This window comes from Aliamphritea ceti (assembly GCF_024347215.1).
In the GTDB taxonomy this organism is placed as follows: domain Bacteria; phylum Pseudomonadota; class Gammaproteobacteria; order Pseudomonadales; family Balneatricaceae; genus Amphritea; species Amphritea ceti.
In genome coordinates, this window is sequence record NZ_AP025282.1 from 2,702,977 (window position 1) to 2,718,863 (window position 15,887).

The 15,887-nt window shown below is 47.7% G+C and carries 15 protein-coding genes; 9 read left to right on the forward strand and 6 right to left on the reverse strand.

The features are described from left to right. Positions 1-106: 106 nt before the first annotated feature. From OCU49_RS12170 to fecE, 4 genes are read left to right on the forward strand one after another with little or no spacing between them, the layout of a single operon-like run. Positions 107-1,039, forward strand: coding sequence for an ABC transporter substrate-binding protein (locus OCU49_RS12170; RefSeq protein ID WP_261840841.1), 933 nt, complete (start codon positions 107-109; stop codon positions 1,037-1,039). Beyond that, the gene (locus tag OCU49_RS12175; RefSeq protein WP_261840842.1) at positions 1,036-2,088 is read left to right on the forward strand and encodes a FecCD family ABC transporter permease; all 1,053 of its coding nucleotides are present in this window, start codon (positions 1,036-1,038) and stop codon (positions 2,086-2,088) included. The genes OCU49_RS12170 and OCU49_RS12175 overlap by 4 nt, the downstream gene beginning before the upstream one ends. Continuing rightward, positions 2,088-3,038, forward strand: coding sequence for a FecCD family ABC transporter permease (locus tag OCU49_RS12180; protein ID WP_261840843.1), 951 nt, complete (start codon positions 2,088-2,090; stop codon positions 3,036-3,038). The genes OCU49_RS12175 and OCU49_RS12180 overlap by 1 nt, the downstream gene beginning before the upstream one ends. Continuing rightward, positions 3,038-3,808 carry a Fe(3+) dicitrate ABC transporter ATP-binding protein FecE gene (fecE, locus tag OCU49_RS12185; protein WP_261840844.1) on the forward strand — a complete coding sequence of 257 codons (771 nt, stop codon included), beginning with the start codon at positions 3,038-3,040 and terminating at the stop codon, positions 3,806-3,808. The genes OCU49_RS12180 and fecE overlap by 1 nt, the downstream gene beginning before the upstream one ends. A 56-nt stretch (positions 3,809-3,864) precedes the next feature. On the opposite strand, the gene OCU49_RS12190 is transcribed toward fecE, so the two are convergent. Further along, on the reverse strand, positions 3,865-4,245 hold the full coding sequence (locus tag OCU49_RS12190) for a VOC family protein (RefSeq protein WP_261840845.1): 381 nt from the start codon (positions 4,243-4,245) through the stop codon (positions 3,865-3,867). Between the two features lie 140 nt (positions 4,246-4,385). Here OCU49_RS12190 and OCU49_RS12195 point away from each other — a divergent pair, with 140 nt between their 5' ends. After that, positions 4,386-6,032, forward strand: a complete 1,647-nt coding sequence (locus OCU49_RS12195) for an amidohydrolase (RefSeq protein ID WP_261840846.1) — start codon at positions 4,386-4,388, stop codon at positions 6,030-6,032. Between the two features lie 83 nt (positions 6,033-6,115). On the opposite strand, the gene OCU49_RS12200 is transcribed toward OCU49_RS12195, so the two are convergent. Next, positions 6,116-7,015, reverse strand: a complete 900-nt coding sequence (locus tag OCU49_RS12200; protein ID WP_261840847.1) for a LysR family transcriptional regulator — start codon at positions 7,013-7,015, stop codon at positions 6,116-6,118. 120 nt (positions 7,016-7,135) lie between these two features. Here OCU49_RS12200 and OCU49_RS12205 point away from each other — a divergent pair, with 120 nt between their 5' ends. The 4 genes from OCU49_RS12205 (at position 7,136) to OCU49_RS12220 (ending at position 11,510) form a co-directional block, all read left to right on the forward strand. Beyond that, positions 7,136-8,128, forward strand: a complete 993-nt coding sequence (locus tag OCU49_RS12205; RefSeq protein WP_261840848.1) for a zinc-dependent alcohol dehydrogenase family protein — start codon at positions 7,136-7,138, stop codon at positions 8,126-8,128. Between the two features lie 32 nt (positions 8,129-8,160). Beyond that, a complete protein-coding gene (locus OCU49_RS12210) occupies positions 8,161-9,144 on the forward strand; it encodes an LLM class oxidoreductase (protein ID WP_261840849.1) in 984 nt (327 codons plus the stop codon). Between the two features lie 29 nt (positions 9,145-9,173). Then, on the forward strand, positions 9,174-9,986 hold the full coding sequence (locus OCU49_RS12215; protein WP_261840850.1) for an SDR family NAD(P)-dependent oxidoreductase: 813 nt from the start codon (positions 9,174-9,176) through the stop codon (positions 9,984-9,986). A gap of 222 nt (positions 9,987-10,208) precedes the next feature. Next, complete coding sequence (locus OCU49_RS12220; protein ID WP_261840851.1) at positions 10,209-11,510, forward strand: DEAD/DEAH box helicase; 1,302 nt, start codon at positions 10,209-10,211, stop codon at positions 11,508-11,510. A 158-nt stretch (positions 11,511-11,668) separates the two neighbouring features. On the opposite strand, the gene OCU49_RS12225 is transcribed toward OCU49_RS12220, so the two are convergent. From OCU49_RS12225 to OCU49_RS12240, 4 genes are all read right to left on the reverse strand, one after another. Further along, positions 11,669-12,253, reverse strand: coding sequence for a c-type cytochrome (locus tag OCU49_RS12225; RefSeq protein ID WP_261840852.1), 585 nt, complete (start codon positions 12,251-12,253; stop codon positions 11,669-11,671). Beyond that, positions 12,243-13,502 carry a sulfite dehydrogenase gene (soxC, locus tag OCU49_RS12230; protein WP_261840853.1) on the reverse strand — a complete coding sequence of 420 codons (1,260 nt, stop codon included), beginning with the start codon at positions 13,500-13,502 and terminating at the stop codon, positions 12,243-12,245. The genes OCU49_RS12225 and soxC overlap by 11 nt, the downstream gene beginning before the upstream one ends. A 171-nt stretch (positions 13,503-13,673) precedes the next feature. Next, the gene (locus tag OCU49_RS12235) at positions 13,674-14,417 is read right to left on the reverse strand and encodes an SDR family oxidoreductase (protein ID WP_261840854.1); all 744 of its coding nucleotides are present in this window, start codon (positions 14,415-14,417) and stop codon (positions 13,674-13,676) included. Positions 14,418-14,543: 126 nt separating this feature from the next. Next, positions 14,544-15,773 carry a MalY/PatB family protein gene (locus OCU49_RS12240; protein ID WP_261840855.1) on the reverse strand — a complete coding sequence of 410 codons (1,230 nt, stop codon included), beginning with the start codon at positions 15,771-15,773 and terminating at the stop codon, positions 14,544-14,546. Between the last annotated feature and the right edge of the window lie 114 nt (positions 15,774-15,887).

Sequence of the window (15,887 nt, forward strand, 5' to 3'; positions counted from 1 at the left end):
ACAAACGCAGCCGGAGCACCTGAAAAGGTAAGCTGCTTCCCCCCAAAGCCCGGTGGTTTCCCACTGGGCTTTTCGCCGTTATAGCATCATTGTTCAAGGAAACCTGATGAAAGCAGGACCGACGATTAGAAAGCGATTTATTACCTTACTGATAACCCTGCTATGTATATCTGCAACCCATGCAAGAGATATAAAAGATCAGGGCGATGGTTTACGAATTGAAGGTCAGCCTGGCAGAGTAGTTGTGCTGGAATATTCATTTTTAGATGCCGTCGTACTTGCAGGGATCAGTCCTGTAGGCATTGCTGATGACCAGCGTAAAGAACGCATTTTGCCAGTCATCCGAAAACAACTAAGTAGCTATACCTCTGTAGGTTTACGTGGCCAGCCAAGCATTGAAACAATTGCCAGACTCAAGCCTGACCTGATTATTGCCGATAAAACCCGTCATCAAAGCATATATTCTGAACTGCAACAGATTGCGCCAACATTACTGCTACGCAGCTACGGCGCTGAATATCCGCAACTACTTAAAGACGCTCGTATTATTGCTGCAGCGCTGGATAAAGACACTGAAGTGGAAGCAGCTTTAACACTGCATCAGCAACATATGAACGCCTATAGCCAACGGCTCAGTAATCAAGCGACACCTACAGATAAGGATAAGCAATTACTCTTTGCTGTTACCAGTCAGCGTACTATGACTTTGCATGGCAGCAAAGCTTTCGCCAGTGGCGTCATGAAGAGACTAGGCCTGCAAAATGCAGCTCCTTTAAACGATCAACGCGCCTATATTCAGATAGGTTTTGAACAACTGCTGGAAATGAATCCCAACTGGCTGATCATCGGGGATTACAGTGCGGAAGAGGGAGGCTCTGAACTGCTCAGGCGTTGGCAAAAACATCCTCTGTGGCAACAGCTTTCAGCAGTTAAGTCAAAACAACTGCTAACAGCAGACCCACTTGCATGGTCTCTGGGTCGTGGTATCTATGGTGCAGAACGCATCGCAGCAGATTTAACTGCAGCGCTAACCCAATGACATTAAAGTATGCAGCCGCAACAAACCTATCAGCAGATCGCATTCCGGCATTTTCTGTATTTGTTTTATTTGTAGTTTTGTTGCTTGCCGGCATGGCCTGCGCATCAGTTGGCGGTTCAACGTTTAACCTGACACATCAACAATTAGCTCAAATATTTACTGATCTGGTTACCACAGGTTCAGTTGCCGACGACCTTGCTACTCAGCTCATCTACAGTATCCGCCTGCCACGGGTAATGATTGCGGCTGCCGTCGGTGCGGCATTAGCTATTGCCGGCGCTCTGATGCAGGGAATTACCCGAAACCCATTGGCGTCGCCTGCATTATTCGGCCTCAACTCAGGTGCTGCCTGCATGTTGGTGCTGGCGGAAACCGGCATGATTCCATTACTCAGCCAACTGCCTCTTGTACTAAGCACCGCAACTGGAGCCGCTTTTGCAGGGGTAACCGTACTGGCGTTAGGTGGCGGGCTAAGAGGTAAATTACACCCAACCCGTATGGTATTAGCCGGAATAGCCCTGAGCGCTTTATTACTGGCAATAACCCGTACCGTATTGATTTTAGATGAACAGGCGCAACAAATTCTTTCATGGCTAGCGGGATCACTCACAGATGTAGGCTGGGATCACTGGCAGCAACTCTGGCCCTGGATATTGAGCGGCATCATAGCTTCAATATGCATTAGCCATAAACTCAATATTCTTGCTCTTGGGGATGAAATGGCAACAGGCCTGGGGACTTCGGCCTGGGCTTTGAGGCTCTGGGCATCCCTGGCAATTATTCTGTTAACCGCCACTGGCGTCGCAATTACCGGTCCTATTAGTTTTGTCGGTCTCTTAGTACCACATCTGAGCAGACGTTTAGTCGGCAATGATTACCGTATTCTAATACCTGTAAGTGCGTTACTCGGGGCAGCCTTACTGTGCTGGGCAGACTTGTTGTCACGTTATATGGCATTTCCCTCAGAAACACCTGTCGGCCTGGTCACCGCCCTGATAGGTGCACCATGTTTTATCTGGCTGGCAAGTCGTGGGCAGGAGAGAACCTGATGATAAATACTCAGTGGCGAACCACAGTCATATTACTAACGTTTATTTTAGTTACTGCTGTCACAGGGCTGTTTACTGGTAACTTCAACCTCAGTACAGCCGTTGGCTCTGAATGGATTATTAACAATATTCGGCTAGCACGCATTGTGCTGGCTGTGCTGGCCGGTGCTGCACTTGGGCTTTCCGGCTGCCTGATTCAGGGAGTGATCAGAAACCCACTTGCTGCACCGGATCTGATCGGTGTTAGTGCCGGTGCCGGTCTGGCTGCTACAGCAATGCTATTACTGTTTCCGGACCTGTCACTTTTCTGGCTTATGCCAATGGCAATTATTGGGGCATTAGTCACACTGCTGTTATTACTGTGGCTTATGCGCAATCACAGCCTCAACCCTGCAAGGTTGGTATTAGTCGGTATCACACTGAGCATCTGGCTAACCGCTTTCACCGACTGGTTACTGGTGAGTCATCCTCAGCAAACCAATGCTGCGCTGATCTGGTTAACCGGCAGCCTGTGGGGCAGGGGCTGGCAACAGATATGGATGTTACTAACTGCATTACTAATACTGGTCCCGGTAACTCTCACACTGTCGCTGAAACTTAACTTACTGGCACTGGGTGATGAAACAGCAGAAAGCCTTGGCTCTTCAGTTCTCCAAACTCGAAAAATCAGTTTATTTCTGGCGGTTACACTTGCAGCGGTCAGTGTTGCAGTATGCGGAGCACTCAGCTTTGTCGGCTTAATTGCTCCACATATGGCTCGCTTGCTGGTTGGTGGCAACCATCGCTACTTACTGCCAGCAGCGGCAATGACCGGTGCACTGTTGGTATTGCTGGCCGATACTACTGCCCGCACCATTGCAGCGCCGCTGGAGCTGCCCGCAGGTGTGTTCACAGCACTAATTGGCGCACCTTACTTCCTTTTTCTGCTTACCCGTTACAGAGGCTGGTAATGAAATATCTGAATATTCAACAATTGTCATTTAGCTATGGCAAACATCAGGTGCTGAAACAACTGAATCTTGAAATATCTAAAGGCAAAATTACCGCACTGATCGGCCCCAATGGCTGCGGAAAATCAACCTTACTAAAATGCATTGCCCGAATACTGCGACCACAACAGGGCCAGGTTCTCCTTAAAGGTAATAATGTACATCAACAGCATACCCGCAAAGTTTCGCAACAATTGGCGTTATTACCGCAGGCACCGGTCACACCGGAAGGTATCAGCGTTCAGGATCTGGTCGGATATGGCCGCGCACCCTGGGGGTCGCGCTGGGGAAAACTAAACGTTGAAGATTTAACAGCAGTACAAGATGCGCTTTCAGAAGTGGGACTAAAAGATCTGGAAAACCAGCCAGTATCGACGTTGTCAGGTGGACAGCGCCAACGGGCATGGATCGCTATGATATTGGCACAACAGACAGATCTGGTATTACTGGATGAACCAACTACCTGGCTGGACATTGCCCATCAGATAGAGCTGCTGAAGCTGATGCGTAAACTGAATCAGCAGGGCAAAACTATAGTAGTTGTATTACATGATCTTAATCAGGCTTGCCGTTACTGCGATGAACTGGTGGTATTACAGGAAGGCATGCTAGTAGCACAAGGAACACCAGAGAAGGTGTTTACTCAACACTTACTCCAACAAACCTTTGCGCTGACAGCAGAAATCCATCCGGACCCAGTCTCAGGAACCCCAAGCCTTGCTGCAGTTTAAAATGTTATTTCTTCAGCTTTTCAGATCATTAAACTAACAATGCCTTAGCTAAAACCTTACGAGCTAACAGCCTCATGCATAACATGTAATTTGTTACCGTCCGGGTCACGGCAATACGCCCCGTAATAATGTGGCCGGTAACGGTATCCTGGTAAGCCGTCACAGCTACCACCAGACTCAACTGCAGCCTTATGGAATGCTTCTACCAGCTCATTATTGCTTGCCTGAAATGTCACCTGTGTACCGTTACCACGGGTGGCTGGTTGTTTGTCGTAAGGCATAATAATCCAGAAACTGCTGGCTCCACCTTCAGGCCCATAGCCGACTTCATCATCTGCCTCCATTGTCCGGACCATACCCAGCGTACCCAGAACTTTGTCATAAAACTTAGCAGACGCTTGTAAGTCATTTGTTCCTAGACACACTCCAAGAAGCATATTCTTATCCTCAATTGATATAAAAATCAGGCACATAGTAGCGGTTATTACAGCTATAGCCTAGCCTGTACAGGGAACAAAGTAGCCTAAAACTACTCCCAATAGTACGTGTTAGAAATCAAAGTCGATTGGAGAAGAATATGAAGATGCCCGTCAGCATACTGTTTATTAGCCTTAGCAGTGCTGCCTTCAGCGCCGAGCTGGTACTAAAAAACGGCAATATTCTTCAGGTAGATTCTGGCTTTAACACTGCCAGTGCGATAGCCATAGAAAAAGGTGAAATTCTGGCTATAGGCTCCGATAAAGAAATCGATATACACATTGAATCTGAGACACAAATCATCGACCTTGAAGGCAGAACTGTCATTCCCGGCCTGATCGACAATCATATGCACCTGGTACGTGCCGCACAAAGCTGGGGTCATCAAATTCGCTTAGAAGGCATCACTGATTATGAGCAGGCGCTGCAACAAATTGCAGAAGCTGCCGCGAAAGCAAAACCCGGACAGTGGCTGGTTGCCAGCGGAGGTTTTGTAGAACGTCAGTTTGCCAACCGCCCTAAAGCCGGATTTCTTCGCAGCGATCTGGATAAAGCCGCTCCGGACAACCCTGTATACCTGCAACATCTGTTTGACTGGGGCTACGCAAACAGCGCAGCAATGCAGCAAATCGGTGTTGATGTCAGTAATCCGCCACAAATGGCAGGTCTATTACTGGATGCAAACGGATTACCGGAAGGGCCTGTAACCAAACGTGCGCAGTTTTTGTTAGAAGAAAAACTGGCAGAAAACACTAAGCAAAACCAGCTAGAGCAAAGCTATAAAGCCCTTCAGGACTTAAGCCGCGCCGGGCTGACCACAGTTGTAGACGCTGGCGGTTTTGATACCGTCGATGCGCTATATGACCCTTTTGTAACGCTGAGCCAGCAGGGCAAAATGCCTATGCGTCTGTTCTACATGAAACAGGTAATTCCCTGGGGTAGAGATAATCTAAACCCTGATCTGAGCAGGCTGGATAACGTTGACTTCAATTCAGGTGATCCTTTCTTTCGGCCGGTAGGCGTGGGTGAGCAACTTATGCTACCAGTACAGGATACAGCTGGCCGTGTCGCCCGCAGCACTGAAGAAGTCAAAACAGCATTCCTGAACAACGCGAAGGAGCTGGCAAAGCGGAATATCCAGTTACACCTGCATGCAGTAAACGACATATCTATTAACCAGCATTTAGATGCCTTTGAAGAAATCAATGAAACTTATACGCTGGCGCCGCTGCGCTGGACCTTCGCCCACGTGGATGGCATTCAGCCTGACACCATCGAACGTGCCAAAACCTTAGGTATCCTGTTTGCAATACACAGCCGTCCGGTGCTCATAGGCTACCGGTTCCAGAATAGCTTTGGCTCAGCAGCCCAGAGCATGACTCCCATGAAAACACTCACCGAAAAAGGCGCTCTCTGGGGGCTTGGCTCCGACAGTCCGGTTGTTTCTATTTACAACCCGTTCCGAACCCTCTGGTGGGCGGTTAACGGCCGTATGGTGGATGGAACCAAGGTATCTGAGCAAAACGTTGACCGCCGTCAGGCATTGGTTGCCCACACTATAAACAATGCCCGACTGGCGTTTATGGAAGATAAAATCGGCTCACTGGAAGCAGGCAAACGGGCAGACTTACTGGTTTTGAATAAAGACTATATGAGTGTCGACAGCAGCAAAATAGCTACCATTAAACCGCTGGCCACTATGGTAGATGGCCGCTGGTCGTATAAGGCTGATGAACTTGGATGGTAAATGAAGCAAGTAAGTTGTTGTAATCAGATAACGCATAAGCCTGGTAGCTCACCAGGCTGTATTACAAGTGAGCTAACCGAAGACTATAGCTGTGCATCCCAATAAAGCGGGGCGGCAAAACATTCAGCATAATAATCAATAAATGCCCGCACTTTGGGCGCCAACTGACGGGAGCTTGGGTAAACCGCCCAGATAGCAGCATCCGTCACTAACGGATAATCCTTTAATATCTGTATCAACTCACCACTGGCCAGATGCTTATAAGCACTCCAGGTAGAATTAATCGAAATTCCTGCGCCAGCTACACTGGCATCCCGCATGGCTTCACCGTTATCGGTACGTAACCGTCCTGAGGCTTTAACAGTGACAGGGCCATCAGGTGTATCAAAGGTCCAATGCTCAAGCCCGGTAAGATTCACACAGGCATGTTCAGCCAGATCGGCAGGGACTAGTGGTTCGCCATACTTAGCCAGATAACCAGGTGATGCACACATAATGCGGGTATCAGCCGCCAGTTTACGTGCAATCAGCGATGAATCCTTCAACTCAGCATTACGGATAGCAATATCAAAGCCGCCTTCAACCATGTCGACGATTGAGTCTGAGAAACGAAAATCTACATACAGATCCGGATAACGGCTCAGAAACTCTTCCAACGCTGGCACCAAATGCATACGCCCGAATGAGGCCGGGGCAGCCACTCTGAGTGTACCGGACGGAGATACCTTACCGGCGCCAACCGAAGCCCGGGCTGCTTCAACACTGGAGAGTACATCTTCCGCATGGGGCAAAAATGCCAGACCATCCTCAGTAAGAGATACTTTTCGGGTTGTACGGTGCACCAGACGCACCCCCAGACCATCTTCAAGCTTATTAATATGCAAGCTGGCCACCGCAGGCGACAAGCCCAGCTCCTTACCCGCCTGACTGATATTTTGTGTCGCAGCCAAACGTACAAAGAGTTTCAGATGCTCAATATTCATGGCTCATTATCAATATTTATTTGAAAGTGATTATGCATTCTAGCCAATTATCATATTTTAGTAAGTAAATATAATACGTCTCATATACCAAACCTCAGACGTAAACAGAGACTATTACCCATGAAAGCAATGATCATTCGTCAATTTGGCGGCACAGAACAATTCGAACTTAATGAGCAGGACCGTCCGCAACCTAAAGCCGGTCAGGTGTTAGTTAAGGTTGCAGCCACCAGCGTGAACACCGTCGATACAATGATCCGCCAAATGGGCGAGGCATTACCATTTGCTCCTGCGCTACCGGCTATTCTGGGTATGGACTTCGCAGGAACCGTCGCAGCAGTTGGTGAAGGCGTCACTGAATACGCAATCGGAGATGAAGTATATGGCTGTGCAGGCGGGCTGGGGGATCGTCCCGGCGCGCTGGCAGAATACATGCTGGCAGACATCGAACTGATTGCACCTAAACCTTCAAATATAAGCATGCGTGAAGCAGCAGCGCTGCCGTTGGTTGCAATCACAGCCTATGAAGGCCTGAAGCGCGCCAATATTCAAGCTGGCCAGCAAGTACTGGTGCATGGTGGCGCGGGTGGTGTTGGCCATGTCGCACTGCAACTGGCGAAACACTGGGGCGCACATGTATCGGCTACCGCTGGTAACGAAAAGCATCTGGCACTGGTCGAAAAGCTTGGCGCAACAGCGGTTAACTATAAAACTGAAACCGTTGAAGACTATGTTGCTACGCACACTGATGGTAAAGGCTTCGATCTGGTTTTCGACTCTGTGGGCGGCGCTAACCTTAACAGTTCGTTTGCAGCTGCGGCCCTGAATGGTCAGGTTGCTACCACAGTATCACTGGTAGAAATGGACCTGTCAGTTGCTCATATGAAAGGTTTGTCGCTGCATGTCGTGTTTATGCTGATTCCTATGATCCATAACATTGGCAAACAGCAGCACAGTGAAATCCTTCGGAATATTAGCCGTATTGTCGAAGCCGGCGAACTGACACCTGTCGTTGATCAGCAGCAGTTTAATCTGACAGATGCAGGCAAAGCGCATGACCACCTGAGCAGCAGGGCGGCAACAGGTAAAGTCGTTATCGATATCGCGGTATAGTTGGATAACAGCAGCTTACGAGGGAGATCATCATGGACCTGTCCATCACAACACAGACGTTCCAGACGATTAACAAAGGCTACAACCGGGTGTTCAAACCGGGCAAACTGAGTATTGGTCTGGTTGCCCCCATTGAGAACTATGCCAATGGTCCTGTACCGGAGTTACAGCAGCACATAGAGCGTATTCAGCTGGCTGAACAGTTGGGCTTTGCTGCCGTTTGGTTACGTGACGTGCCATTTAATGTGCCGTCATTTGGCGATGCCGGGCAACTGTTTGATCCCTTTGTGTATCTTGGCATGCTGTCAGCCATGACTAATGAAATTGCTCTGGGTGCCTCCAGCATTGTTTTGCCATTACGGCATCCGGCGCATGTGGCAAAAGCCGCTGCCAGTGCCGATGCTCTTTCAAATGGCAGATTGATTTTGGGAGTCGCCTCTGGAGACCGTCCTGATGAATATCCGGCACTGAATCAGTGTTTCGAGACCAGAAGCGCCGACTTCAGAGCCAGTTACGATTACATTCGTAGCATGAGTAGAAGCTCACCGGCATTGAGTAACCATTACGGAAATCTGGCAGGGGACATAGACATGCTCCCCAAACCAACCGCAGGTAAGCTGCCGCTATTAATCACCGGGGCAAGCCAGCAATCATCAGGCTGGATAGCTCAGCATGGCGATGGCTGGATGCTATACCCAAGAGAAAACCAGCTGCAAGCTCAAATCATCAACAAGTGGCGAGCAGAGGTCGCCGCCGCAGGCCGGCCCGCCCAGCCAGTGATGCAACCTTTATATATCGACCTGGTTGAAGACCCGCAAGCAACACCGCAACCTATTCATCTGGGTTATCGCCTAGGCGTAGGGCAATTGCATGCTCATTTAAAGAACCTTCAATCAATCGGCGTCAACCATGTCGCGCTGAACCTGCGCTTTAACAATGCAGATATTAAAACCACATTACACTGCCTGGCCGATGAAATCCTGCCAGACTTTAGCCACTACTCAGGCACTATTTAGGTGCAATTAAGGCACTAAGGAGAGTAAACATGTCTAAAACGATTTTGATCACAGGCTCAACCGACGGCATTGGCCTGTTAACAGCCCGTAAGCTGATTGAAGCCGGTCATACAGTACTGTTGCACGGTCGCAGTCAATCAAAGCTGGAAGCAGCACAAAAAAGTCTTGCTGATGTTAAAGGTAATACAAAAATCACTGGCTACCTGGCAGACCTTTCCGACATGGATCAGGTGGCAACACTGGTAGCAACCATTCAGGCTGAACACGCGCAGTTAGATGTACTGATTAACAATGCTGGCATCTACAACACGCCTGTAGCAATAACAAAAGATGATCTGGACATACGCTTCGCCGTTAATACCTATGCCCCCTACATACTGACCAAACAATTAATACCATTACTGGGCAATGAAGGCAGGGTAGTAAACCTTTCATCGGCAGCACAGGCACCAGTAGACCTGAAGGCACTGGCAGGGCAGGCATTACTGACAGACGGACCCGCTTACGCACAAAGTAAACTCGCCATAACCATGTGGTCCCGACAACTTGGCCTGCAATACAAAGACAACGGGCCAATGATCGTCGCTGTAAACCCAGGTTCACTACTTGCCAGTAAAATGGTCAAAGAAGCTTACGGTATTCCCGGATCTGACCTCAGCATTGGTGCCGACATCCTCGTACGGGCAGCATTATCAGACGAATTTGCCACTGCGTCAGGAGAGTATTTCGATAACGACGCAAAATGCTTTAATACACCGCATTCTGATGCCCTGAACGCAGATAAGCGCAGTGAAATTCTGCGAGTGATGGATGAGACACTGGAGAGAATAGTAGGGACTTAGTGAGAAGTAAGTGATAGAAGAGTGAAGTGATAGGAGGCTGATGAATATTTAATCGGGCCTAATAGGCAATGTAATGAATGGGGTAAAGTAGCTATTCTCAAATCCTATTCATTTCACCCAATAGCAAGGCATTGGGAGAACGGAGGCTATCACCTATTACCAAACAAACCTCACTGTTATACTTGCTGACCACTTCCTTATTGACTACCTACCTGAGACTCCATGCCATTTTCTAATCTTGGATTGTGCGATCCTATTGTACGAGCTATTGAAGACCAGGGTTACGCCAGCCCTACGCCTATTCAAAAGAAAGCTATCCCTATAATCCTCTCTGGTAAGGATGTAATTGCCACCGCGCAAACCGGAACGGGTAAAACAGCCTCTTTTGTTTTGCCTATTTTGGAGCTGTTTAATAAAGACCGTAAGCTCCGGGGTAAACGCATACGTGCGCTTATTCTTACGCCTACCCGAGAGTTGGCAGTACAAATTGAAGCGAATATTACTAAATACAGTAAGCATTTAAATCTGAGCTCAATGGCCATATATGGCGGTGTTGATTCAGAATCACAAAAGCAGCGTTTGATTGAAGGTGTAGACATCTTAGTGGCCACACCAGGCAGGCTGCTTGATCTGGCACATCAACGCGCATTGCACTTCGATGAACTTGAAGTACTGGTCTTAGATGAAGCCGACAGAATGGTAGACATGGGCTTTGTTGGTGACATAGATAAAATTGTTGACCGCTTACCCGTCACACGTCAGAACTTATTATTCTCAGCGACCATGAGTCACGACGTTCGGGAAATGGCTGATGGTTTTTCTGACAGCAAGATGAGTGAAACAGCGGTTGAAGTATCCATTTCATCTAACGTCAAATCAGCACCATCGATCAAGCAATGGTTAATAACGGTAGACAAAGACACAAAGTCCGCATTACTGAGTCATTTAATCAAAGAACAGGAATGGGATCAGGCGCTCATTTTCATAGAGAAAAAGCACGCCGCCGCCAAACTGGTGGTTCAGTTAGAAAAACGCGGTATTAAAGCGGAATCTATTCATGGGGATAGAAGCCAGGCCATGCGAGAAAAAATCCTGGCTGATTTCAAATCCGGAAACTTAAAATACTTAGTGGCCACTGGCGTAGCAGCGCGCGGCATTGATATAGGTAAACTTAGCCGCGTTGTTAATTACGACTTACCCTTCAAACCGGAAGAATATATTCACCGTATTGGCCGAACAGGCCGTGCTGGCCAGCCAGGTGAAGCCATTTCTTTTGTGGCATTAGGCGATTTTAAAAACCTATGCGCAATTGAAAGCCGCTTAAACCACTTAATCGATCGAAAAGAGATAGAAGGTTTTCCTGTTAGAAAAGAAGTGCCTATTTCAATTTTGAATTACGTTCGTAAGAGCAAACCGCCGGTTAAATCAGCATCAAAACCCCGTAATAAGGCATCAGGTAAAGTCACAGCCGAAAAAAGTGAAAATACTGAGAACAGCAGCGTTTGGGGTCAAATCAAGAAATAGGGGACAGGTAACACTGAAATGACGGCACAGGGATAGTCAGCATCGATATACCAAACACCTGGTCAAACCGAACCATTAGTTGAACCAGGTGCCTGATATAGAAGAAGTTTAAGCATCATTACAGTTAAGTAGATGATGCTTAATAAAAGCACCGGATATCAATACTCAGGTAACTGATAAAACTGCTCTTCTTCCTCCCATTTATTTCTGAAGTATTTGCTGGCAGGCATTTCAACCTTAGGTAAAGTTTTCTGGTCAATGACTTGTTCAGCATCTACCAGTTCGTTCATTTCAAGGATATATGCAGTCACGGCGTACACCTCGTCAGCGCTAAGTTGCTTAACGTTGTACGGTGGCATTGCTCGCTGTATGTAGTCAAAAACAGATGTGGCGTACGGCCATGAGTAACCGGTTGACCAGTCACTGCCATGTTTAGGCTTACCGGCCAATGCTGGCACATGAAACTGGCCATTACCTCTGCCGTCCACGCCATGACAATGCGCGCACTGCGTCTTGTAGACCGTTGCGCCTGCTTTAGCAGTACCACTGCCTACAGGCAGTCCTTCACCGTCAGGGAAGACCGTCATACTGATGCTATTAACTTCATCTTTGCTAATAGTCTGGCCCAGATTAACAGTGCTGTCAGGATCAGGCTTATCTGCTCCATGAGCGATGCAGGACACTAAAGCCAAAACAGACATGCCAGAGAGGCGGAAGTGCGAGTGTAAAAGGTTAGAAAGCATTGTTAACACCCCCTTGCTGATCGATATACCAGGTCTGGATAGCGTTATAATGCTTCGGTGACCCTTGGTAAAAGCTTTTCCGCCATTCTTTATGGGTAGGCTGAATATTTCCGAAATCATCCATAGCACGACTCTGTAACTCTACCGAACCACCTGTCCATTTCCAGGGAAGCGAAAAGCGGGTCATCGACTTGCTGTGCACAGGACCTTCCAGCTTAGCTTGCTGCCAGGTCTGGCCACCATCTACAGATACTTCAACCGCATTGACTTTACCGAAACCGCTCCAAGCCAGGCCGGAGATTTCGTAATAGCCTTTATCAGGTAACTGCTGACCGGATGAGGGATGCGTAATCACCGATTTAACCCCCATATAGAGGCTAAAATTTTGCAGCTGACCGTCGCCCAGCGTATCAGCATAAGAGCGGTTTTCATTCTGGGTATAGGCAGGGCGATCAGATATTTCCAGGCGTCGCAGCCACTTAACGCTGACATTGCCTTCCAGCCCCGGCATAAACAGCCGCATTGGATAGCCCTGAGAAGGGCGCAGCCGCTCACCGTTCTGATATAACGCAATAATGGCGTCATCCATAATACGTTCTAACGGAATACTCCTGGCCAGTGAGCCAGCATCACTGCCTTCAGCAATGACCCATTTAGCACCTGGCTTTAATCCGGCTTCTTCTAATAGTCGGCGTAAAGAGACGCCATACCATTCAGAACCGGATATTAAGCCGTAGAGCTCCTGTAACGTTTTCTGTTCAGCATTTGGAAACACAGCCTGAGGCCAGGTATTACCACTACATTCTAAAAACTTATGTCCGCCCACCATTGGGTAACGTAATAAGTCACTTACCGAGAACTTAAGCGCTTTCTCTGTCAGTCCGTGGATATAGAGCGTGTGAGTATCCGGATCAATATCCGTTAAGCCTGAGTGATGCACACTGAAGTGCAAACCAGAAGGAGTGATAGTGCCTTTTTGCTGATGTAACGGTGCGTAAGTGTAGGTAAGCGTCGACATACCGTTTTGTTGCGTAACCAGCCGCTTTACATCTTTTTCATAGATGGAAGGGCTGCCATATGCATCGGCATTACCTCCCGATTTTAGCATGGAATCAGGCAACGGCGCAGCAGATGCCAGCGGTGCTGTAACAGCTGCAGGAGCCGATATTGCGGTTAAAAACGTTGCACCAGATTTTATAAAATGGCGTCTTCCTGTCTCTTTTTGCTTAAGTTCTTCTATTTTTGTCATATTTATTTACCTTCAGGAAAAGAGGGCGTTTGAGTACTTCTTACACTCAGTTAAATAAGACGAACCATAATTAAAAAGACGACGCTGTATGATCAATAGAAGGCTTCGTAACTGGGCTACAGCCATATATAAAAAGCCACAGTCGAAACAGCTACAAAAGCCTTGAGGGATTTAAAGCTCGGCACGGCCTCCATCGACAACAATTTCAGAGCCCAGCATATAAGCGGATGCATCACTGGCAAGAAACAGAACAGCACCGGCGATTTCTTCAGCACGACCCATACGGCCAATTGGCACCTGTTTACCGATCCGTTCAGCATAGGCACGAAAATGCTCGTCTGTCTCGTTAGGGTTGCGGTGAATAGGGGTTTCTATTGAACCGGGGCTAACACAGTTTACCCGGATCTTTCGCTCCACCAGCTCAGCCGACATCACTCTGGCAAAAGATCTTACCGCCGCCTTGGATGCTGAAAGTAAAGCTTTACCCGGTGTACCTATCTGATTAAGCCATGATGTATTTAATATGACGGAGGCATTCTCTGATAATAACGGCAGAACCGTTTGTACCGAAAAGAAAACACCTTTCACATTTACATCCATCAACTTTGTATACATAACTTCATCTGTTTTACCTAAAGGCGTTCCGAAAGCTACACCTGCATTGGCAAACAATACATTCAGCTCACCAAACTCTTCTTTCAGTACGATCTGCATACGAGCCAGGTCTTCTGATTTTGTAACATCAGTCTGAATGGCAAGCGCATCGTCACCGAGTAACGCACGGGCAGTTTCCAATTTATGGGGATCCGTACCCGTAATCGCCACCCGGGCACCGTTCTTAGCCATCAATTGAGCGGTTGCAAGGCCAATGCCACTGGAGCCACCGGTAATCAGTACTGTCTTTCCATCGAGCATAAATACTCTTGTATTGTGAAATATCTGGCTACAAAAAAGCGAGAAGAGCTGACGACTGCAAGGCATTACCACTACAGATCCAGCACCTTCTCACGTCTCTTTATTGAAAATTTCCAGGTAGATTATTTAACAGCAACTCTTCGACGATTTAGCAGGTTCGGGTGCAGCCACAGGTGCAATCTCAGCCTGAGCAGCCTCTGTCAGTACGGTTTTAAGACGTTTGAAGGCTATTTCTATATCTGCCTTAGAGGCAGCAAAGTTCATTCGCGCAAATTGACTGGCATCGCTGTCAAACCAGCTCCCGGGAGATGCTCCAAAACCAGCTTTACCTAAGGTTTTAGTCAGAGTCTCACCAGACAATCCGGTTGCCGAAAAATCCAGCCAAACCTGATACGTACCTTCAACTGGAAACATCTTAATTTCAGGCAATTCGGTCTGTAGAAAATTACTGATCCAGTCAATGTTGCCCCGTAAATACTCCAGCAGCTCATCTACCCAGGCTTCCCCCTGGTTGAAAGCAGCGATTGTCGCAAAGGTGGTAAAAGCATTGCCATGATCCAGGTACATCGACGCTGACACAGCACGCATTGCTTCGAGTATTTTCTGATTACCCGTATAGATATAGCCATTCGAAATACTCTGCATACCGAATGTCTTAGAAGGCGAGCCAATAAGGGAAACGTGATTATCAGGCTCTAACGCCATCACACTGGTAAAGCGATGGCCTGAATGAATGATATCCGCATGGATTTCATCACTGATGATGGTCACTCCATGCTTATTAGCAAGCTTCAGCAAAGTTTGTAGCTCATCCTGCGTCCAGACCCGTCCAACAGGATTATGTGGGTTACACAAAATCATGACATTAACGTCTGAAACACGCATTTTTTCATCAAGATCAGCGAAATTCATTACATAGCGCCCATCCTCAATCAACAGCGGACTTTTAATTATCTCGCGACCAGCAGTGCTAATGACTTTGGAAAATTGATGATAAGCCGGTGTCTGTATCAACACGCCTTCACCCTTATCAGTCAGCTCACGTATCAGCAGAGCAATTGCAGTTAATACGCCACTAACCTGAACAAACTTATCGGTATCCAGCTGTAACTGATGGCGGCGTTTAAACCAGTCACTGATAGCAGCGAATACACCCTCTGAATTGAATTCATACGCATACTGACCACGATTAGCCAGGCGCAGAAGCTCTGCTTTAACTGGCTCTGCAACGGTAAAGTCCATATCTGCAACCCAGAATGGCATCACATCTGTAGTCCCAAAAATGCCTTGTAGCATCGAAGAACTGTTACGAATGAAGTTGTTATGACTCGCAGCGTTGGATTGATCAAAGCTCATCTGATTCTCCTGAATCCTATATCGGTTAAAAACGATTTAATTAATAAGACGAAGCCGAAAAAGAAAGACGACACTGCATCCGGGATTCACAACTGGCACGCATTGAACAGACGA